Annotated in this window: 18 protein-coding genes; 9 read left to right on the top strand and 9 right to left on the bottom strand. The window is 72.8% G+C overall.

The window, feature by feature from the left end; all coding sequences use genetic code 11:
- Positions 1–104 precede the first annotated feature (104 nt).
- Together npdG and AB0K65_RS29555 are read left to right on the top strand one after the other, a co-directional pair.
- Positions 105–803 carry an NADPH-dependent F420 reductase gene (npdG, locus tag AB0K65_RS29550; protein WP_365721850.1) on the top strand — a complete coding sequence of 233 codons (699 nt, stop codon included), beginning with the start codon at positions 105–107 and terminating at the stop codon, positions 801–803.
- 12 nt (positions 804–815) lie between these two features.
- Positions 816–1040, top strand: coding sequence for a hypothetical protein (locus AB0K65_RS29555; protein ID WP_365721852.1), 225 nt, complete (start codon positions 816–818; stop codon positions 1038–1040).
- A gap of 6 nt (positions 1041–1046) precedes the next feature.
- Here AB0K65_RS29555 and AB0K65_RS29560 read toward each other — a convergent pair whose 3' ends face one another.
- The gene (locus tag AB0K65_RS29560) at positions 1047–1841 is read right to left on the bottom strand and encodes a site-2 protease family protein (RefSeq protein WP_365721854.1); all 795 of its coding nucleotides are present in this window, start codon (positions 1839–1841) and stop codon (positions 1047–1049) included.
- A 68-nt stretch (positions 1842–1909) separates the two neighbouring features.
- On the opposite strand from AB0K65_RS29560, the gene AB0K65_RS29565 reads away from it, so the two are divergent.
- Positions 1910–5731: a BTAD domain-containing putative transcriptional regulator gene (locus AB0K65_RS29565; RefSeq protein WP_365721856.1), complete on the top strand. Its 3822-nt coding sequence runs from the start codon at positions 1910–1912 to the stop codon at positions 5729–5731.
- Positions 5732–5743: 12 nt separating this feature from the next.
- Here the strand turns inward: AB0K65_RS29565 and AB0K65_RS29570 are convergent, their stop codons facing one another.
- The 3 genes from AB0K65_RS29570 to panB form a co-directional block, all read right to left on the bottom strand.
- Positions 5744–6607, bottom strand: coding sequence for an ABC transporter permease (locus AB0K65_RS29570; protein ID WP_365721858.1), 864 nt, complete (start codon positions 6605–6607; stop codon positions 5744–5746).
- Positions 6604–7596 (bottom strand): ATP-binding cassette domain-containing protein, encoded by a 993-nt coding sequence (locus tag AB0K65_RS29575; RefSeq protein ID WP_365721860.1) that lies wholly within the window; start codon positions 7594–7596, stop codon positions 6604–6606. The genes AB0K65_RS29570 and AB0K65_RS29575 overlap by 4 nt, the downstream gene beginning before the upstream one ends.
- A gap of 98 nt (positions 7597–7694) precedes the next feature.
- On the bottom strand, positions 7695–8558 hold the full coding sequence (gene panB, locus AB0K65_RS29580) for a 3-methyl-2-oxobutanoate hydroxymethyltransferase (protein WP_365721862.1): 864 nt from the start codon (positions 8556–8558) through the stop codon (positions 7695–7697).
- A gap of 193 nt (positions 8559–8751) precedes the next feature.
- Here panB and AB0K65_RS29585 point away from each other — a divergent pair, with 193 nt between their 5' ends.
- From AB0K65_RS29585 to AB0K65_RS29600, 4 genes are all read left to right on the top strand, one after another.
- Positions 8752–10503, top strand: a complete 1752-nt coding sequence (locus AB0K65_RS29585; RefSeq protein WP_365721864.1) for an MFS transporter — start codon at positions 8752–8754, stop codon at positions 10501–10503.
- Positions 10504–10544: 41 nt separating this feature from the next.
- Positions 10545–11279: a TetR/AcrR family transcriptional regulator gene (locus AB0K65_RS29590; RefSeq protein WP_365721866.1), complete on the top strand. Its 735-nt coding sequence runs from the start codon at positions 10545–10547 to the stop codon at positions 11277–11279.
- Positions 11280–11484: 205 nt separating this feature from the next.
- Complete coding sequence (locus AB0K65_RS29595; RefSeq protein WP_365721868.1) at positions 11485–12507, top strand: endonuclease/exonuclease/phosphatase family protein; 1023 nt, start codon at positions 11485–11487, stop codon at positions 12505–12507.
- Between the two features lie 169 nt (positions 12508–12676).
- Entirely contained in the window at positions 12677–13918 is a 1242-nt protein-coding gene (locus tag AB0K65_RS29600; RefSeq protein WP_365721870.1) for an MFS transporter, read from the top strand.
- Here the strand turns inward: AB0K65_RS29600 and AB0K65_RS29605 are convergent.
- Positions 13884–15644: an NAD+ synthase gene (locus AB0K65_RS29605; protein WP_365721872.1), complete on the bottom strand. Its 1761-nt coding sequence runs from the start codon at positions 15642–15644 to the stop codon at positions 13884–13886. The two genes, AB0K65_RS29600 and AB0K65_RS29605, sit on opposite strands and share 35 nt — an antisense overlap.
- A gap of 130 nt (positions 15645–15774) precedes the next feature.
- Here AB0K65_RS29605 and AB0K65_RS29610 point away from each other — a divergent pair, with 130 nt between their 5' ends.
- Entirely contained in the window at positions 15775–16614 is an 840-nt protein-coding gene (locus AB0K65_RS29610; RefSeq protein ID WP_365721874.1) for an alpha/beta hydrolase, read from the top strand.
- Here AB0K65_RS29610 and AB0K65_RS29615 read toward each other — a convergent pair.
- The 4 genes from AB0K65_RS29615 to AB0K65_RS29630 all read right to left on the bottom strand — a co-directional run bounded on the left by AB0K65_RS29615 (position 16599) and on the right by AB0K65_RS29630 (position 18936).
- Complete coding sequence (locus AB0K65_RS29615; RefSeq protein WP_365721876.1) at positions 16599–17018, bottom strand: CBS domain-containing protein; 420 nt, start codon at positions 17016–17018, stop codon at positions 16599–16601. The two genes, AB0K65_RS29610 and AB0K65_RS29615, sit on opposite strands and share 16 nt — an antisense overlap.
- Before the next feature lie 127 nt (positions 17019–17145).
- On the bottom strand, positions 17146–17757 hold the full coding sequence (locus AB0K65_RS29620) for a DUF305 domain-containing protein (protein WP_365721888.1): 612 nt from the start codon (positions 17755–17757) through the stop codon (positions 17146–17148).
- Between the two features lie 35 nt (positions 17758–17792).
- A complete protein-coding gene (locus AB0K65_RS29625; RefSeq protein ID WP_365721878.1) occupies positions 17793–18440 on the bottom strand; it encodes a DUF3105 domain-containing protein in 648 nt (215 codons plus the stop codon).
- Positions 18441–18519: 79 nt separating this feature from the next.
- Positions 18520–18936, bottom strand: a complete 417-nt coding sequence (locus AB0K65_RS29630; protein ID WP_365721880.1) for a hypothetical protein — start codon at positions 18934–18936, stop codon at positions 18520–18522.
- Between the two features lie 235 nt (positions 18937–19171).
- Here AB0K65_RS29630 and AB0K65_RS29635 point away from each other — a divergent pair, with 235 nt between their 5' ends.
- Positions 19172–20533 carry a glutamine synthetase family protein gene (locus AB0K65_RS29635; protein ID WP_365721882.1) on the top strand — a complete coding sequence of 454 codons (1362 nt, stop codon included), beginning with the start codon at positions 19172–19174 and terminating at the stop codon, positions 20531–20533.
- Positions 20534–20803 lie beyond the last annotated feature (270 nt).

A 20803-nucleotide genomic window follows, 5' to 3' on the forward strand; every position in this document is an offset into this window, starting at 1 on the left:
GGTTCCACCCGTACGGGGCGCGCAGCGGCCCCGGTCGCACGGGACGCCGGGTTCCCGGCCCGCAGGGGATGGGACCGGAGCGACCGGCCAGTAATGTCGGGGCCATGACTTCCACGAACCCCACCCCCGCGCCCAAGGACCCCTGGGACCTGCCCGACGTGTCCGGACTGGTCGTCGGCGTCCTCGGCGGCACCGGCGACCAGGGGCGCGGCCTCGCCTACCGGCTCGCCCGGGCCGGCCAGAAGGTGATCATCGGATCCCGCGCCGCCGACCGCGCCCGCGCCGCGGCCGAGGAGCTCGGCCTCGGCGTCGAGGGCGCGGACAACGCCGAGTGCGCACGGCGCAGCGACATCGTGATCGTGGCCGTCCCCTGGGACGGCCACGCCGACACCCTGAAGTCCCTGCGGGAGCAGCTCGCCGGCAAGCTCGTCGTCGACTGCGTCAACCCCCTCGGCTTCGACAAGAAGGGCGCCTACGCCCTCAAGCCCGAGGAGGGCTCGGCCGCCGAGCAGGCCGCCGCGCTGCTGCCGGACTCCCGCGTGACCGCCGCCTTCCACCACCTCTCCGCCGTCCTGCTCCAGGACACCTCCATCGTCGAGATCGACACGGACGTGATGGTCCTCGGAGAGGAGCGCGGCGACGTCGAGATCGTCCAGGCCCTGGCCGGGCGGATCCCCGGCATGCGGGGCGTCTTCGCGGGCCGGCTGCGCAACGCGCACCAGGTCGAGTCGCTCGTCGCCAACCTGATCTCCGTCAACCGCCGGTACAAGGCGCACGCGGGCCTGCGCGTCACCGACGTCTGAGCGCCCTCGGGCATGGGGGACACTGGACGGGCACCATCAGCCGTACCCGGACAGGAGCCGACCCCCATGCCCCGCCTCGCTCTCTACGCCCTCGCCGTCTGCGCCCTCGCCGTCGTGGCGGCGGTCGTCTCCTTCGTCTCGGGCAGCTGGCTCGGCGTGATCTGGGTGCTCCTCGCCGGCCTCTCCTCCAACATGGCCTGGTACTACCTCCGCCGCGCCAGGATCCAGGGATCCTGACACCCCTCAGATCCGGCAGAGGTCCGGCGCCTCCTGCCAGAAGCGGTAGAGGTTCGAGCCGCAGTAGCGGGAGATCTCCGGCACACCGAGCGCCCGCATCAGCGCGTCGATGGCGTCGAAGAACGCGCCGTTGACCGCCGGGACGAAGAGCAGCGCGATCACGACGAAGAAGCCGTACGGGGCGTACGGCTCGATCTGGCGCTTCACCTTGTACGAGAGCCAGGGCTCGACCACCCCGTACCCGTCGAGGCCCGGCACCGGCAGGAAGTTCAACAGCGCGGCCGTCACCTGGAGGAACGCCAGGAACGCCAGCGCGTACCGGAAGGCGAGCGGGACGCCGTCCAGCGCGTCCAGCCAGAACGGCGCCGTGCACACGATCGCGAACAGGACGTTGGTGAGCGGCCCCGCGGCCGAGATCAGGCTGTGCTTCCAGCGGCCCTTGACCCGGCCCTGCTCGATGAAGACCGCGCCGCCGGGCAGACCGATACCGCCCATGATCACGAAGAGCACGGGCAGGATGATGCTCAGGACGGCATGGGTGTAGGCGAGCGGATTGAGCGTGAGGTAGCCCTTCGCGCCGACCGTGATGTCCCCGCCGTGCAGCGCGGTGCGGGCGTGCGCGTACTCGTGGAGGCAGAGCGAGACGACCCACGCCGAGGTCACGAAGAGGAAGACCGCGAGCCCCGGGGAGGCCGCGAAGCCGGTCCACACGGCCCAGCCGGTGACGCCCATGACGGCGAGGATCGCCAGGAAGACCGGGCTGATCCTGCGCTCGTGGCTGCGGGTGGTGGCCGTGGACATCGGTGGGACTCCCTGGGAAGCGGCGGGTGTGTGCGAGGAACGTGCCGGGGCGGGGGTGAGTTCCTGCGATGATCCCCGGCTCACGGAGAATAGGGCCTGTGCGCTATTCCGTCCTCGGCCCCACCCAGGTCCACACCGCCCACGGGACCCCCGTCGCGGTCGGCGGGCCGCGGCTGCGCGCCCTGCTGACCGTCCTGGCGCTGCGAGCGGGACGGTCCGTGCCGGTCGCCCTCCTCGTCGAGGAGGTGTGGGGCGGGGAACCGCCCGCCGACGCCGCCGCCGCGCTCCAGGCCCTGGTGGGCCGGGTACGGCGGGCGCTCGGGCGCGAGGCCGTGATCTCGGCGGACGGCGGCTACGCCCTGGCCGCGGGCCCCGAGGACGTCGACGCGCACCGCTTCGAGCGGCTGGCCGCGGAAGGGGCGCGGGAACTGGCGGACGGCGCCCCGGCCCGGGCCGCGGCCCTCCTCGACGAGGCGCTCGGCCTCTGGCGGGGCCCCGCCCTCGCCGACCTGCCCGACCGGGCCGCTGAGGCCGCGCGCTGGGAAGCCCGCCGAATGGACGCCCGGCGCGCCCGCTTCGGGGCGGCCCTGGCCCTCGGCGACGCGGCCTCGGCCCTCCCCGAGCTGGTCGCGCTCTGCGAGGCCCACCCCCTCGACGAGCCGCTCCAGGCCCTGCGGATCCGGGCCCTGCGCGACACGGGGCGGACGGCGGAGGCGCTGCTCGCCTACGAGACGCTTCGCCGAGCGCTCGCCAACCGCCTGGGCACGGACCCCTCCCCGGCGCTGCGCGCCCTCCACGCGGACCTGCTCCGCCAGGAGACTCCGGCGGCGGCGCCCCCGGGGGCCCGGGCCGTGCAACGCACGGGCGGCCCCGGCCCGTCCGCCGGGACCCCGCGGGCCGGGGCGTCCGGAGGCGGGCGGGCGGCCCCCTCCGCCGACGCGCCGGTGGCCGTTCCGGGTGGGACCGCCGCCGTTCGCTCCGGTACGGGTTCCGCTTCGGGTGGGACCGTCGGTTCCGGCTCAGGTACGGGGCCCGTTCCGGGTGGGACCGTCGGTTCCGGTACGGGGCCCGTTCCGGGTGGGCTCGTCGCCGCCGTCGGTTCCGGAGCCGCGCCCGGCCGGAGCACCGTCGGCGCTTCCTCCTTCACCACCACATCCGGTGCCGACGCCGATTCCCTGTCCGGGTCCGGGGCCGGCCGGTCCGCCTTCCGGATGCCCGGTGCCCCGCCGCCGCCCGTCGCCGTCGTCGGCAACCTCCGCGCCCGGCTGACCAGTTTCGTCGGGCGCGAGGACGACATCGCCGCCGTACGGGACGACCTGACGCGCGCCCGCCTGGTCACCCTCCTCGGCCCCGGCGGGGCCGGCAAGACCCGGCTCTCGCAGGAGGCCGCCGAACGCGCGGCCGTCGCCGGAGAGTGGCCGGACGGCGTCTGGCTGGTCGAACTCGCGCCCGTCACCGACCCGGAGGCGGTCCCCGAGGCCACGCTCGGAGCCGTCGGCGCGCGCGAGACCGTGCTGCGCGGCGCGGGCGCGGAGGAGCTGCGCGGAACCGACGACCCGGTGGGGCGGCTCGTCGAGCACTGCGCCGGCCGGCGGATGCTCCTGCTGCTCGACAACTGCGAACACGTCGTCGGCGCGGCTGCGGAGCTCGCGGAGACGCTGCTGGCGCGCTGCCCGGGGGTGACCGTCCTCGCGACCAGCCGCGAACCGCTCGGGGTGCCGGGGGAGTCGGTCCGCCCGGTCGGCCCGCTGCCACAGGACACCGCGCTCCGGCTCTTCGCCGACCGGGGGGCGGCCGCGGGGACCGGCTTCCGGATCGAGGACGATCCGCGGGCCGCCGAGGAGATCTGCCGGCGCCTGGACGGCCTTCCCCTGGCCATCGAACTGGCCGCCGCACGGCTGCGGATGCTCACCCCGCGCCAGATCGCGGACCGCCTGGACGACCGCTTCCGCCTGCTCACCTCGGGCGCCCGTACGGTCCTGCCCCGCCAGCAGACCCTCCGCGCCGTCGTCGACTGGTCCTGGGAGCTGCTGGACGACTTCGAACGGGCGGTCCTGCGCCGTCTGTCGGTCTTCAGCGGCGGCAGCGACCTGGAGGCGGCCGAGGCGGTCTGCGCGACCCCGGACCAGGCCGCGGCCGGCTCTGCCCCCGGGATCGGAGCCCCCGGGCCCGTCGCCTCCCACCGGCCGGCCGGGGCATCCCGTACGGCAGCGGCTCACGCCGGACCCGCCGCCGGGCAGGTCCTCGACGCGCTCGGCTCCCTCGTCGACAAGTCGCTCGTCATCGCCGCGCCCGTCGACGGCGGCGACATGCGCTACCGCCTCCTGGAGACCGTCGCCGAGTACGCGGCCGAGCGGCTCGACGAGGCGGGGGAGCGGGCGGCGGTCGAGCGACGGCACCTCGTCCACTACCGCGAGGTCGCCCGCACCACCGACCCCGAGCTGCGCGGCGGCGGTCAGGTCTCGGCCATCGCCCGCCTGACCCTCGAGTACGAGAACCTGCGCACCGCCCTGCGCCGTGCCGTCTCCGCCCGCGACGAGCACGAGGCCCTCAGCCTCGTCCACTCCCTGCTCTGGTACTGGCAGATGCGCGATTTGCGCGCCGACGCCCTGCACTGGGCCGAGACCGTCGCCGCCCTCGGCCCCGACCCCTTCGAGCCCTCGGCGCCGCCCGTCGTGCCGCTCCACGAACCCGTCACCGCCGCTCCGCCCCCGCTCGACGAGGACCGGCTGTGGGAGGCCCGGCGCGGGGTGCGGCTGGTCGAGCTGCTCAACATGGACCACCAGCACGGCACCTGGATCACCCCCGAGGGCGGGGAGCGGCTGCGCCGGATCACCGCCCGGTACCGCCCCGGGCTGCCGCAGACCTGCCGGCTCCCCGGCTCCTTCGCCGTCTTCGCCGTCCTGCTGACCGGCGAGGTGGGCCGGTTGCGGGAGATGCTCGACACCACCGTCGAGGCATGCCGCGCCTACGGCTACGACTGGGAACTGGCCAACGCCCTCCAGCTGCGCGCCAACGTCCTGGCCAACCGCAGCGAATGGGCCGGCGAGGCGAGCGCCGACGCCGACGAGAGTCTGAAGATCTTCGTCCGCCTCGACGACGCCTGGGGAGCGGCCGAGGCGCTCTCCTCGCGGGGCGAGGCCCGGGAGAAGCGCTGCGAGTTCGAGGACGCCGCCGAGGACTACGCGGCCGCCATCGGCTACGCGGAACGGATCGGCGCCCAGTCCCAGAAGGCCCTGCTGCGGGCCCGCTACGCGGACATGCTCAACGTGACCGGACGGGCCGAGGAGGGCGAGGCGATCCTGCGCGAGGTCCTGGAGGCCGGCACCGCACGCGGCCACGAGCCGATGATCGCCGCCCGGCTCTTCCTGGCGCTGTACCTCGGCCGCACCGGCCGGACCGCCGAGGCCCGCGAGCATCTCCAGGCGGTCCTGGAGGAGTTCAGCTCGGAGACCCTGTCGATCTTCGGCGGCTTCACCCTCGGCAGCCTCGCCTGGCTGGACAACCTGGAGGGGCGGTACGAGTCCGCCTTCCCGCTCGCCCGGCAGGCCATGGAACGCTCCGTCGGCCCCCTGTCGATGGTGGTCGCGCCTCAGATGCCGGCGGTTCAGCTGGTCACCGCCGCCTGGTCGCTGGCCGGCCTCGGCGGCGCCTGCGCCGAGATCGGGGCCCGGCTGCTCGGAGCCCGCGCCGGGCTCCTTCCGCAGGGCCATCTGCTCCCGCCCCCCGAGCGGGAGAGCCTGGAGGCGGCCACCCGGCTGGCCCGGTCCGCCCTCGGCGACGCCGCCTACGAGGCGGCGTACGCCGCGGGCGGCGGCCTCTCCCTCGGGGAGGCCACCGCCCTGCTCGACAGCGCCGCCGACGCGATCACCAGGCGCGCCGAGTCGTGAACCCCCTGAGGCTCAGGTCTTCTTGCGGAACTTGGCCACCGCGAGCGGTGCCGTGACGACCGTGATGAGCAGCGCCCAGCCGAGGGTCATCCACACCGACTCGGCGACCGGGCCGCCGTTGATCAGGTTCCGCGCCGCGTCCGCTAGGTTGGAGAGCGGGTTGTAGTCGGTGAAGGTCTCCAGCCAGCCGGGCATCGAGGTCGGCGGGGCGAAGATCGAGGAACCGAACTGGAGCGGCATCAGCACGATCATGGCCATCCCCTGGACGGCCTGCGCCGTCTTCATGGTGAGCCCGAGCAGGATGAAGATCCACATCAGCGAGGCGCCGAACACCATGGACAGGCCGATGGCGGCGAAGAGGTCCAGGATCGAGGTCCTGATCTCCAGGCCGAGCAGGAAGCCCATCGCGAGCAGGATGGCGACGGCGACCAGCATCCGGCCGATCTCGACGACGATCTTCGCGATGAGGACCGAGGACCGGGCGATCGGCATCGTCCGGAAGCGGTCCATGACCCCCTTCTTGAAGTCGTCGTTGATCCCCGTGCCGACGGCCATGGCGATGTTCATGCCCATCATCGCCATCAGACCGGGAACGACGTAGTTCACGTACTCCTGGTTGTTGCCCTTGCCGGAGATCGCGCCGCCGAAGACGTACACGAAGAGCAGGACGAAGATGATCGGCATCAGGACGACGTCGAACATCGACTCGGGGTCCTGCTTGATCTGCAGGGCGTTGCGCCGGACGAGGGCACCGATGTGGCGGAGGTTGGCCCGCAGGCCGATCCGGCCCTCGCCGCCCCGCCCGCCGCGCGCCGGGGCCGGGCCCGACGCGTCGACGGGGGACGTGGCGGGCTGTGTGGTCGTGGTGGCGCTCACGCGGCGACCTCCTCGGGAATCGCGTCGGACACGGACGTCTTCTGGCCGGTGATGGCCAGGAACACCTCGTCCAGGCTGGGCAGATGGGTTCCGATGTGGGCGATGGCGAAGCCGCGCGCGCCGAGCAGGCCCACGACCGCGGTCAGCTGCTCGTCGCTGAGGATCGGGACGTACAGCGCGCCCTCGTCGGGGATGACGGTCGAGCCGGCGATGCCGTCGAGGCCGGTCTCGCGCAGGGCGTCGGCCATCGCGGGCAGGTCGGACGGGTCGACCGGGCGGAGCTTGAGGGTCCGGCCGCCGACCCGCGCCTTGAGCTCGTCGACCTTGCCGTTGGCGATGACGCGACCGCGGTCGATGACGGTCAGCTCGCTCGCGAGCTGCTCGGCCTCTTCCATGTACTGGGTGGTGAGCAGGACGGTCACCCCCTCGGAGACCATCCGCTGCACCTCGTCCCACACCTCGTTGCGGGTGCGCGGGTCCAGGCCCGTGGTGGGCTCGTCCAGATAGAGGACGGCCGGCTGCCCGATCATCGAGGCGGCCAGGTCGAGCCGGCGGCGCATGCCGCCGGAGTAGTTCATCACGGGCCGCTTGGCGGCCTCGGTGAGCGAGAAGCGCTCGAGGAGGTCGTCGGCGCGGCGCCGGGCGTCACCCCGTGAGAGGTCGAGCAGCCGCCCGATCATGTAGAGGTTCTCCCAGCCGGAGAGCTTCTCGTCGACCGAGGCGTACTGACCGGTGAGGCCGATGGCCCGGCGGAGCCGCCGGGGCTGCCTCACCACGTCGCAGCCGGCGACGACGGCGGTCCCGGAGTCCGGGACGATCAGGGTGGAGAGGCAGCGGACGAGCGTGGTCTTGCCGGCGCCGTTGGGCCCGAGGACCCCGAGCACCGTGCCCTCCCGGACATCGAGGTCGACCCCGTCGAGGGCCTTCGTCTCGCCGTAGTGCTTCACGAGGCCTCGTACCTCGACGGCGTTGCGTGCGGATCGCGTCATGGCCCCCACTAGACCAGGCACCACTGACAAACCGCCGACAGACGACCGACAGCCCGCCGATGGGGGAAGTCGGCGGGCTGTCGTTGGTGCCGCGGTGGTTAGTGGAAGGTGTGCTCCTCGGCGGGGAACGACCCGCCGGCCACGTCGTCCGCGAAGGCGCGCGCGGCGTCGCCCAGCGTGCGGCGCAGGTCGGCGTACTGCTTGGTGAACCGCGGCACCTTGCCGCCGGTCAGCCCCGCCATGTCGGTCCAGACGAGGACCTGGGCGTCCGTCTCGGGTCCGGCGCCGATGCCGATGGTCGGGATGTGCAGGGAGCGGGTGACTTCGGCGGCCAGCTCGGCCGGCACGAGTTCCAGGACGACCGCGAACGCGCCCGCGTCCTGGGCCGCCTTGGCGTCGCGGAGCAGCTTGTGCGCGGCCTCGTCGGAGCGGCCCTGCACGCGGTAGCCCATGGTGTTCACCGACTGCGGGGTCAGGCCGAGGTGGGACATGACCGGGATGCCGGCCTGGACGAGCAGCTCGGTCTGCGGCAGCGAACGCTCGCCGCCCTCCAGCTTGACCGCGCCGACGCCGGCGTCCTTGACGAGCCGCGTGGCGTTGCGCAGGGCCTGGACGGGCCCTTCCTGGTACGAGCCGAAGGGCAGGTCGCCCACGACGAGGGCACGCTTGGTGCCCCGTACGACGGCGGCGGAGAGCAGCGTCATCTCGTCCATCGTGACGGGCACGGTGGTGTCGTAGCCGAGGTGGCAGTTGCCCATGGAGTCGCCGACCAGGACGACCGGGATGCCGGCCTCGTCGAAGACGGACGCGGTCATCGCGTCGTAGGCGGTGAGCATGGGCCACTTCTCGCCGCGGGTCTTGGCGGCGGCGATGTCGTGGACGGTGATGCGGCGCGTGCCCGTCCCGCCGTACAGCGCCTTGCTGCTGTCGGGGGAGTTCTTGGAGGCAGCCTGAAGCGTCATGGTGAACGGCTCCTTCGTCATCTCGAGGCGCCCTGACGGCGTCCCCGGACCACGTCCATGGTGGCACTTCGCGCGGGAGTGGGGGAAGTGGGCCGGAGTGGCGCTGTTCACACGACCGCAACGATGGCGCAAAGCAGAGCAAAGGATTCCTATACGAGACGGTCTCGTATCGAAATCTCGTTACGCTGGTGGCATGTCCCAGCCGTCCTCCTCCACCACGCCGTCGCCCCGCCCGTCGCCGTCCCGCGTGCCCGACGCCGTCCACCGCCGCCGGTGGGCGATCCTCGGCGTGCTGATGCTCAGCCTGCTGATCGTCGTCCTCGACAACTCGATCCTGAACGTCGCGGTCAAGACGATCGCGGCCCCCGCGCCGGCCGGCATCGGCGCCACCCAGAGCGAGCTGGAGTGGGCGATCAACTCCTACACGCTGGTCTTCGCCGGTCTCCTCTTCACCTCCGGCCTCCTCGGCGACCGGCTGGGCCGCAAGAGAGTCCTGCTCTTCGGGATCACCGTCTTCGGCATCGGCTCCGCGCTCGCCGCGGTCTCCGGGTCGCCCGCCGAGCTCATCGGCTACCGCGCGGTCATGGGCTTCGGCGCCGCCTTCGTCATGCCGGCGACGCTCGCGATCCTGATGAACGTCTTCGAGCGCGACGAGCAGCCCAAGGCGATCGGCATCTGGGCCGGCAGCGTCGGCCTGGCGATCGCGATCGGCCCGATCACCGGCGGCGTCCTTCTCGAGCACTTCTGGTGGGGCTCGATCTTCCTCGTCAACGTCCCGGTGGTGATCCTCGCCCTGGTGCTGATGATGTGGCTGGTTCCTGACTCCAAGGACCCGAAGCCGGGCCGGATCGACGTCCCGGGCGTGCTGCTCTCGGTGGTCGGCCTCGTCCTGCTCGTGTACGGGATCATCCGCGGTGGGGAGCTGGCGGACTTCATCAACGGCACCGTCCTCGCCCCGCTCCTCGCGGGCCTGGCGGTCCTCGTCGGCTTCGTCCTGTACGAGCGGCGCAGCGACCACCCGGCGATCGACATGGCGTACTTCCGGAAGCCGGCGTTCTCCGCCGCCGTCGCCGCGATCGCCCTGGTCTTCTTCGCCCTCATGGGCGTGACCTTCTTCTCGGCCTTCTACCTCCAGAGCGTGCGCGGCTACAGCGCGCTCCAGGCCGGCCTGCTCATCCTGCCGCTGGCCGTCGCCCAGATGATCTTCGCGCCGCGCGCCCGGCTGGTGGTCGAACGCTTCGGCGCGAAGGCGGTGTGCACGGCGGGCATGGTGGCCGTCGCCGCGGGACTGGCCGCCTTCACCTTCTTCGACGCGTCGACGCCCGTCTGGGTGCTGGAGATCGTCTTCTTCCTCCAGGGTGCCGGAATGGCCCACATCATGCCGCCCGTGACGGTCTCGGTGATGCAGACCCTGCCGAGGGAGAAGGCCGGGTCCGGCTCGGCGATCAACAACACCTTCCGGCAGGTGGGCGGGGCGCTGGGCGTCGCCGTCCTGGGGTCGGTGCTCTCCACGACGTACCGGGGCGAGATCGAGGGCCATCTGACCGGCCTGCCGCCGGCGCTGCGGGCGGCGGCGGGCGAGTCGATCGAGGCGACCCTCGGCGTCGCCGAGAAGCTGGGCCCCTCCGGGGAGTCCCTGGTGGCGCCCGCGTACGACGCCTTCCTCGACGCGATGCACATGACGGCGATCGGCTCGGCGGCGGTCGCCCTCATCGGCGCGGTCGTGGTGGCGGTGTTTCTCCCGGGCCGCGCTCCGACGGGCGGCGCCGGTGGCGACGAGGGGCCGGAGGCGGCGGGCGGCGCCGGTGGGCCGGGCGGCGCCACGGCGGCGGGCTCCGCCTCCGGGGCGGGCGGTCCGGCCGGCTCGGACGGCTCGGACGGCGACACGGCGCGGCCCTCCGTGCCGGGACCCACCGCCGGGACGGGAGAATCGGCTCGGCGATAGACCGAGGTGACCCGCGGTGACGGCGAGAGATGGAGCGGAACGTGTCCCTGGATGACGGCGGCGTCCCGGCAGACCCACGCGACGGCCGCGAGCCCGCGCCGCGCACGGACGCCCCTGCGGCCCCCGCGCGCACCCCGCACAAAGACGCGCCCGCGCCCGCCGGCCCCGCCGCGGCGGCCGACGCCGGGTCCGCCCCGCGTCGGGGCCGGCCGCGGACCGAGGGGGTCGAGCAGGCCGTCTTCGCGGCGGCGATCACGCTCCTCGAGGACGGGATCCCGCTGGCCGATCTCTCGATCGAGAAGATCGCCCGCGGCGCAGGCGTCGGCAAGGCGACCATCTACCGCCGCTGGCCCGGCAAGGAGGAACTCTTCGTCGACCTCCTGCGCTCCGTCGAGCCGCCGGACCCCGAGCTGCCCGGCGCCTCCGTCCGCGACGACCTCGTCACCCTGCTCGAGTCGCTGCGGCGGCGCGGCCTCGCCAAGCGGACCTCCGCCCTCCTGCACAACGTCTTCTCGCAGATGCGGTCCTATCCCCGGCTCTGGGACGCCTACCACGACACGGTCGTCGAGCCGCGCCGCCGCATGGGCCTGGACGTGCTGCGACGCGGGGTGGAGACCGGGGAGATCCGCGCCGACCTCGACCTCGAACTGGTCAACGACCTCTTCGTCGGCCCGCTGCTGCTGCGCACGGTCATCCGGCCGGGCGCCGCGCTCGACCCCGGCCTGCCGGAAGAGGTCGTCGACGCCGTCCTCGCGGGCGTGCGCCCCACGGCCTGACCGACCCCGCACGAATGTGCGCGTTCTGTCACAGCCCCGGCGCACGCGCCCCGCGCAGGAACCCGCCGCGCGCCTTCCGTCGTCCCTCGGGGCAGTGCGACCGGCCCGTCATCACCTAGGGTCGACGTCGGGTCCGAGAAGGTGGCACGACGCACCACGCACGACGGCAAGGCAGCACGGCAGCAAGGCAGTGAGGACAGCGGACATGGCGCGGGTGGACATGGCGGAGACCGAGCACGGCGGCGCACGGGACGAGCGCTCCGCCTCCCGGGTCCGATCGGCGTTCGACCGCTGGCGGGGCGACCGGGGCATCTGGCGCCGGGGCATCCTCCTCGCCGTCTGCGCGGCCGTGCTGACGTTCCTGATGATCTTCCACGCCGAGATCCCCAACCGGATCGGCAACCTCGGCAGCCTCACCGAGACCTTCCTCCCGTGGCTCGGCCTCCTCGTGCCCGTCCTGCTCGTCCCGGCCCTGCTGCGGCGCTCGGCGACCGCGCTGATCGCCCTGCTGCTCCCGGCCGTGGTCTGGCTCAATCTCTTCGGCGGGCTGGTCACCGACAAGTCCTCCGCGGGCGGCGACCTCACCGTCGCCACCCACAACGTGAACGCCGACAACCCCGACCCCGAGGGCACGGCCCGCCGGATCGCCGCGTCCGGCGCCGACGTGGTGGCCCTGGAGGAGCTCAAGGGCGAGATGGTCCCGGTGTACGAGCGGGGCCTGGCCGACGCTTATCCGTACCACTCCGTGCAGGGCACCGTGGGGCTGTGGAGCACGTATCCGCTGAGCGACACGCGCGAGGTCGACATCAAGATGGGCTGGACCCGCGCCATGCGCTCCACCGTCGACACGCCCAAGGGCGAGATCGCGGTGTACGTCGCCCACCTCCCGTCGGTACGGGTCAAGCTGAACGCCGGGTTCACCGCCAACCAGCGGGACGACAGCGCCGACGCGCTGGGCGAGGCCATCGCCGGGGAGCCGAACGAGCGGATCGTGCTGCTCGGCGACCTCAACGGCACCATGAACGACCGCTCGCTCAACGCCGTGACGTCCCAGATGCGCTCCACCCAGGGCGCCTCGGGCGACGGCTTCGGCTTCAGCTGGCCGGCGTCCTTCCCGATGGCGCGGATCGACCAGATCATGGTGAAGGGCCTCGAACCGGTGTCCTCCTGGTCGCTCCCGCAGACGAAGAGCGACCACCTCCCGATCGCCGCCCGCGTCCGGCTCTGACCGGCACCGGGCGGGCCCCGGCACCTCAGCCGACGGCCGTACGGCCGGGCGGGCGGCACGGGCGGCCGCCCGCCCGAAACCTCGCCTTCATCCGGCCGAAGCCGACGGGAACATTCCACGTGAGCATATTTGTTCCGACGAAGAACTAACGTCCGGAAAGGCTCTCCTCATGCCCCTGGCGCTGCTCGCGCTCGCCGTCTCCGCCTTCGGCATCGGCACCACCGAGTTCGTGATGATGGGCCTGCTGCCCAACGTCGCCGGCGATCTCGGCACCTCCGTCCCCACGGCCGGCCACCTCGTCTCCGCGTATGCCATCGGGGTCGTCATCGGCGCCCCGCTGCTCACCGCCCTCGGCTCCCGCGTCCCGCGCAAGCGGATGCTGGTCCTGCTGATGGCCCTCTTCGTCGTCGGCAACCTGGCGTCGGCGCTCGCGCCCGGCTTCGGCTGGCTGATCGCGGGCCGGGTCCTCGCCGGCCTGCCCCACGGGGCGTTCTTCGGCGTCGGCGCGGTCGTGGCCGCCCGCCTCGTCCCCGAGGACCGGCAGGCGCGCGCGGTCGCCACGATGTTCCTCGGCCTGACGGTCGCCAACATCCTCGGGGTGCCGGCGGCGACCCTGCTCGGCCAGCACCTCGGCTGGCGCGCCACCTTCCTCGTCGTGACCGTCATCGGCCTGCTGGCCATGGCGGCGCTCGCCCGGCTCGTCCCGTACGTCCCCGTCGAGTCCCACCAGAGCCTCGGCCGTGAGATGCGCGCGCTCCGCCGTCCGCAGGTGCTGCTCGGACTGCTGACCGCCGTCTTCGGCTTCGCGGGCGTCTTCGCCGTCTACTCCTACCTCGCCTCGATGACCACCGAGGTGATGGGCTTCGGCGAGTCCTCCGTCACGCTCGTCCTCGCCCTCTTCGGCATCGGCATGACCGCCGGGGCGCTCGCCGCGGGCCCGCTGACCGACCGGGCGCTGCGGCCGACCCTGTACGGCTCCCTCGGCGCCCTCGCCGTGGTCCTGGTCGCCTTCCGCTTCACGATCCACGTGCCGTGGCTGGCGCTCGCGACCGTCGTCGTCCTCGGCGCCGTCGGATTCATGACCACCACCCCGCTCCAGATGCTGGTCATGAACAAGGCCAAGGACGCGCCCACCCTGGCCTCGGCCTCCAACCACTCCGCGTTCAACCTCGCCAACGCGGGCGGAGCCTGGGCCGGCGGCGCGGCCGTCGCCGCGGGCTGGGGCTGGACCTCGCCGACCCTGGTGGGCGCGGGCCTGGCGGTGCTGGGCCTCGCGATCGCCGCGGTGGCGGGCGTCGCGGACCGGACGGGCCGTACGGCCGACGGGGCCTCCCGCGTCGTCGCGGGAAGCCCCCCGGCGGCCGCGCCCGAACGGGTCAGCGGGCCGTCGACTCCCGCCAGCGGTTCGTGATCGGCAGGCGGCGGTCCTTGCCGAAGCCCTTCGCCGAGATCTTCGTGCCCGGCGGGTACTGGCGCCGCTTGTACTCCGCGGCGTCCACCATCCGCAGCGTCCGCGCCACCAGCTCCTCGTCGAACCCCGCGGCGACGATCGCGTCCTTGCCCTGGTCGCGGTCGACATACAGTTCGAGGAGCCGGTCCAGGACGTCGTAGTCCGGCAGCGAGTCCGTGTCGACCTGCCCCGGCCGCAGCTCGGCGCTCGGCGGCTTGGAGATCGAACTCTCCGGGATCGGCGGCGTCAGCCCGCGCTCCTCCGCCGCACGGTTGCGCCAGCGCGCCAGCCGGAACACGGTCGACTTGTAGACGTCCTTGATGGGGCCGTACGCGCCCACCGAGTCGCCGTACAGCGTCGAATAGCCCACCGCCAGCTCCGACTTGTTGCCCGGTGCGAGGACGATGTGCCCCTCCTGGTTGGAGAGGGCCATCAGCATCGTGCCGCGCAGCCGGGACTGGAGGTTCTCCTCCGCGAGGCCGGTGAGACCGAGCGATCCCATGTACGCGTCGAACATCGGCTCGATCGGCACCGTGCGGAAGTCGAGCCCCGTGCGGCGTGCCAGCTCGGCCGCGTCGCTCCGCGAGTGGTCCGAGGAGTACTTCGACGGCATGGAGACGCCGTGGACGTTCGCGGCCCCGACCGCGTCGCAGGCGATGGCGGCGACGAGCGCCGAGTCGATCCCGCCCGACAGGCCGATCAGGACGGAACGGAAGCCGTTCTTCGCGACGTACGCCCGCAGGCCGACGACCAGCGCCGAGTAGATCTCCTCGTCGTCGTCGAGCCGGTTGGCGTAACCGCCCGTCAGCTCCGGCTCGTACGCCGGCAGCGGGTCCTCGGAGAGGACCACGCGGTCGATCCGCAGCCCGTCGTCCACCACACCGGTCGGTGCGTCCGCCGCCGCGGCCGGCAGGTCGAGGTCGAGGATCACGCTGCCCTCGGAGAACTGCGGGGCACGGGCGACGACCTCGCCGCTCGCGTCGACGACGATCGAGTCACCGTCGAAGACGAGGTCGTCCTGGCCGCCCATCATCGCGAGATACGCCGTGACGCAGCCCGCCTCCCGGGCGCGCTTGCGGACCAGTTCGAGGCGGGTGTCGTCCTTGTTCCGCTCGTACGGCGAGGCGTTGACGGACACCAGGAGGCCGGCGCGCGCACTGCGGGCCGCCGGGACCCGGCCGCCCTCCTGCCACAGGTCCTCGCAGATCGCGAGCGCCACGTCGATCCCGTGGACCCGCAGGACGGGCATCGTGTCGCCGGGCACGAAGTAGCGGAACTCGTCGAAGACGCCGTAGTTGGGCAGGTGGTGCTTGGCGAAGGACAGCACCACCTCGCCCCGGTGCAGGACCGCGGCGGCGTTCTGCGGGGCCCCGGCGGGCTGGCCGTACTTCGGCTGCGCCCGCTCGGAGCGGTCGAGATAGCCGACGATCACGGGAAGATCCCCGAAGCCCTCGTCGTCGAGCCGTCGCGCGAGCGCCCGCAGGGCGGTCCGTGACGCCTCCACGAAGGACGACCGCAGCGCGAGGTCCTCGACGGGGTAGCCGGTCAGCACCATCTCGGGGAACGCGACCAGATGCGCGCCCTGCGCGGCGGAGTGCCGGGTCCAGTGGACGACCGCCTCGGCGTTCGCGGCGAGATCGCCGACGGTCGAGTCGATCTGATTCAGAGCGAGGCGTAGTTGAGGCACCCGCCCAGTGTAATCGTCAAAGCGACGCGATGTCCTGGGGCAGGGCCCGCAGGGCCTCCCGGCGGCGGCGGCCGGTCCGCCGCGTGGCAGGCTGGCGGGACTACTCGCCGACTCGTGGCAGGGAGCGTTCTTGAGCGTGTTCGTACGGATCGGCGGCGTGGCCCACCACGTCGTCGTCGAGGGTTCCGGGCCCGTCTGCGTCCTCAGCGCCGGCCTCGCCATGAGCTGGTTCGACTGGGACCCGGTCGTCCCGCTGCTCACCCCGCACCGCACGGTGGTCCGCTTCGACCGGCCGGGACACGGCCTCTCCGCCCCGGCCGCGGTGGCCCCGGACGCCGCGGGGGAGGCCCACCGCGTCGCGGCCCTCCTGGACGCCCTGGGCCTGCCGGGCCCGGCCGTCGTCGTCGGGCACTCCATCGCCGGATTCCACGCGGAGGCGTTCGCCCGGCTGTACCCCGACCGCGCCGCCGGGGTCGTCCTGGTCGACTCGTCCGTCGAGGAGCATGCCCGCACGCCCGCGGCCCCCGCCCTGCGCACCGCCGCCGCGCGCGGGCTCGGAGCCCTGGTCGGCGCCGTCGGCGCCCCGGCCGCCGCTGGGCCCGCCGTCCGCCGCGCCACCGTCCGCCTCTCCCGCGCCTCGGGCGGGGACCCGGCGCCCGCGGCGCTCCTGCGCCGTGTCTACGGCACCTCGCGCGTCCTTCGGGGAGCGCTCCTGGAGAACACCCACTACCGCGCGGTCGCCGCCGAACTCCTCGCCCTGCGCGAGCGCTTCCCGATGCCCGCCGGCGTCCCCGTCACCGTCCTCGCCGCCCCCGACGGCTCGGCGCGCTGGGCGGGCCGCCAGCGCGCACTGGCCCGGCGGCTCGGCGCCCGCTACGAGGCGGTCGAGCCGTCGGGCCATCTGATGATGCTGGACCGCCCCGACGCCGTCGCGCGGGCGGTGCTGACGCTCGGTCAGGATGTGGCGTAGACGCGCGTACAGAACTCCTTGATCTGCTCGTCGTCGAGGTGCTGCGCCAGATCGGCCTCGCTGATCATCCCGACCAGGCGCTTGTTCTCGATGACGGGGAGCCGCTTGATCTGGTGGCCCGTCATCTCGTCGAGGACCTCGCTCACGTCCGAGCCGGCGTCGATCCAGCGGGGGGTGCCGTGCGCCATCTCGCCACAGGTGATCTTCGACGGGTCGTGGCCCGCGGCCACACAGCCGACCACGATGTCACGGTCCGTGATGATGCCGCAGAGCCGCTCGTCCTCGTCGGCGATCGGCAGCGCGCCGACGTTCAGGTCGCGCATCATCTGCGCCGCGCGGTCGAGCGTCTCGTGCCGGGGGATCCAGGTGGCCCCGGAATGCATGATGTCCTTCGCCGTGGTCATGGGGTGCGTACCTCCGTAGAACGTCGTCGTGCCTACGTCCCCGAGCCCCCACCATTCTCCGCGTACGCGACGGCCCCCGCGACCGGTGAGGGGCGTGGGGGCCGTCGTGCGGTGCGGGCCGCGGGCGTCAGGCGCGCGGCTTGGCGCCCCGCTTCGCCAGCAGGTGCGCCATGAGGGAGATCTCCGACTCCTGGGCGTCGACCATGCCCTGCGCGAGGTTCCGCTCGACCTCCACCGAACACTTCTCCACACAGCCCCGGGCCATGTGGACCCCGCCCACGTGGTGGTCGGTCATCAGCTGGAGGTAGAGGATCTCGGCCGCCTTGCCGTCGGCCTTCCGCAGCCGGTCCAGCTCGGTCCTGGTCGCCATGCCCGGCATCAGCGCCCCGTCGGACGGACCGGCGTGGCCGTGCCCGCCCATGTCCATCCAGGCCATCGGCTCGGTGCCCGACTCGACCTTCGGCAGGGCCCACATGTCCAGCCAGCCCAGCATCATGCCGCGCTGGTTGGCCTGGGTGTTGGCGATGTCGTAGGCCAGCCGGCGCACCTCCTCGTCCGTCGTACGGTCCCGGACGATGAACGACATCTCGACGGCCTGCTGGTGGTGGACCGACATGTCACGGGCGAAGCCCGCGTCCGCCGAGTGGGACGCGGGCGTGCTCGGCGCCTCCTCGCGCTGCGCGGAGGCGACCGTGACCGCGCCCCCGGCGAAGAGCAGCGCGAGGACGACGGCGGTGATCGCCGCCCACTGCGTACGGGTGGGCCGGACGCCGCTCACTGGCCGATCCCGCCGGTGCAGGCGGCGCCCGGCTCCGGGGTCTGCGGGCCCTGCACGTACTTCGTGAAGAAGGCGTCCACGCGCGGGTCGCTCGCGCTGTCCACCGTCACCTGCTTCCCCCACGCGCTCAGCATGATGGCGCCGGCCTGGTCGTCGACCGGGCTCATCAGGGAGTACGGGGTCTTCCCGACCTTGTCGGACAGCTTCTTCACGTCGGCCTCGGCGGCCTTCTTGTTGTACGTGACCCAGACGGCGCCGTGCTCCAGCGCGTGCACCGCGTTCACCTCGGCGATCGGCGCCTTGTAGACGTCGCCGTCGCAGTTCTGCCAGACCTGGTCGTGGTCACCGCCGACCGGGGGCTTCATCGGGTACGTGACGGCCGTGGTGACGTGGTTGCGGCCGAGCTTCTTGGCGTCCCAGGACTTCTCGTCCTTGATGGGAGCCTTGGCGACGGCCTCCTTCTGCTCCTTCTTCTCGGACTCCTCGTTGAGCACGTAGGCACCGAAGCCCACGAGGCCCAGCACGACGACGCCGGCGACGCCGATCGTGAGGAAGCGGTTGCGGCGCTCGCGGGCCTGCTCGGTGCGGCGCATCTCCTCTATTCGGGCGCGGCGGTCGGCGGTGGAGGAGCGGTTGGCGGCCATGGTGATGTCGTCCTTCTTCGGTGAGGGGGGTCGTGACGTGACGTGGCGTACGGGAAGAGCGGTGAGGCAGATCCGGCCGCTACGTCCGCAGGACTTGAAGGACGTGCAGGTCCGGCGCGCGGGGCTGCGCGCCGGAGCGGGGCGCCCGGCCGGGGTGGTGCGGCGTGTCGAGGCGCGGGAGACGGCCCTCCGCGTGCGGCGGCGGGTCGAGCGGCGGCGCGGTGAGCACCGCCGGGCTCAGCGAGGGGAAGAGGGAGCAGTCGCCGCGGTCGTACGGGCAGACGTACTCGTCGGCCCGGGCGCCGAGCGCCACCCGTGCCTCACCGGGATGGTGGGCCGGGACGGCGAGCGTCACCCGGCGTTCCCCGGCGTGGTGCGCCGGGGCGTCGGTGGTGCCCGCGCAGACGAAGAGCGCGGCGAGGAGCGTCGCCACGGCACTCACCAGTGCCGTGGGACGCGCGTGCCGAGGCGGCCGTACGAGCCGCGGGGCCCCCATGGGCGGAGATCGTAGTGGGAGAAGGCCGTCCGTGGGCCGGACGGGGTACCGATCGATGGCGGAGGCGGGCGGGCTGGCACGCGGAATCGGCCGGTCCCCCGTTACCTGCGTCACAGCGACCAGGCACTATGGGTATGCAACGTGCGCGAAACCATGTGGTGGGATGCTCAGGTGCCCCCCGATGTGCCCGAGGCGGTGGGAACAGGCGGCCTGACCAGCAAAGATGGGTGTGGAAATGGACAAGCAGCAGGAATTCGTGCTCCGGACGCTCGAGGAGCGTGACATCCGGTTCGTGCGGCTGTGGTTCACCGACGTGCTGGGCTTCCTGAAGTCGGTGGCCGTGGCACCCGCCGAGCTTGAGCAGGCCTTCGACGAGGGCATCGGCTTCGACGGCTCGGCGATCGAGGGCTTCGCCCGTGTATACGAATCGGACATGATCGCCAAGCCGGATCCGGGCACCTTCCAGATCCTGCCCTGGCGCGCGGAGGCCCCGGGCACGGCCCGGATGTTCTGCGACATCCTGATGCCGGACGGTTCGCCGTCCTTCGCGGACCCGCGCTTCGTGCTGAAGCGCATCCTGGCGAAGACCTCGGACCTGGGCTTCACCTTCTACACCCACCCGGAGATCGAGTTCTTCCTGCTGAAGAACAAGCCGCTGGACGGCTCGAAGCCGACCCCGGCCGACAACTCCGGCTACTTCGACCACACCCCGCAGAACGTGGGGATGGACTTCCGCCGCCAGGCGATCACGATGCTGGAGTCCATGGGCATCTCGGTGGAGTTCTCCCACCACGAGGGTGCTCCGGGCCAGCAGGAGATCGACCTGCGCTACGCCGACGCGCTCTCCACGGCGGACAACATCATGACCTTCCGCCTGGTCATGAAGCAGGTCGCGCTGGAGCAGGGTGTGCAGGCGACGTTCATGCCGAAGCCGTTCTCGGAGTACCCGGGCTCGGGCATGCACACCCACCTCTCGCTCTTCGAGGGCGACCGCAACGCGTTCTACGAGTCGGGCGCTGAGTACCAGCTCTCCAAGGTGGGCCGGTCCTTCATCGCCGGCCTGCTCCGCCACGCCGCCGAGATCTCGGCGGTCACCAACCAGTGGGTGAACTCCTACAAGCGCATCTGGGGCGGTTCGGCCCGCAGCGCGGGTGCGGGCGGCGAGGCCCCTTCGTACATCTGCTGGGGCCACAACAACCGTTCGGCCCTGATCCGCGTCCCGATGTACAAGCCCGGCAAGACGGGCTCCTCGCGTGTCGAGGTCCGCTCCATCGACTCCGGCGCCAACCCCTACCTGACCTACGCGGTCCTCCTCGCGGCGGGCCTCAAGGGCATCGAGGAGGGGTACGAACTCCCGGCCGGCGCCGACGACGACGTCTGGGCCCTCTCGGACGCGGAGCGCCGCGCGATGGGGATCGAGCCGCTGCCGCAGAACCTGGGCGAGGCGATCGCGCTGATGGAGAAGAGCGAGCTGGTGGCGGAGACGCTGGGCGAGCACGTCTTCGACTTCTTCCTGCGCAACAAGAAGCAGGAGTGGGAGGAGTACCGCTCCGAGGTCACGGCCTTCGAGCTGCGGAAGAACCTGCCGGTGCTGTAAGCGCAGGCCGGAGCCGGTGAGACTCCGAAACGGCTATCAGGGCCGGCGGCATTCAGCCGCCGGCCCTGAGTCGTCTCCCGCGCCCGGGCCCTCGGCGGGCCGTCGCGCCTCGCGGGAGGTGTCCCGCGTTCCCCTCGCCGTTACCGCGGGTCGCCGTCGGCCTTCGAGGCCGACCGGGGGGAGCCGGGCGGACCGCCGCCGTCGAGGACGGGCTGGCTCACAGGCTGCGGGCGGTGATGTCGCCGTGGGCGGTGGTGGCGTGGATGGTCA

The organism is Streptomyces sp. NPDC053755 (assembly GCF_040677675.1).
Lineage (GTDB): Bacteria > Actinomycetota > Actinomycetes > Streptomycetales > Streptomycetaceae > Streptomyces.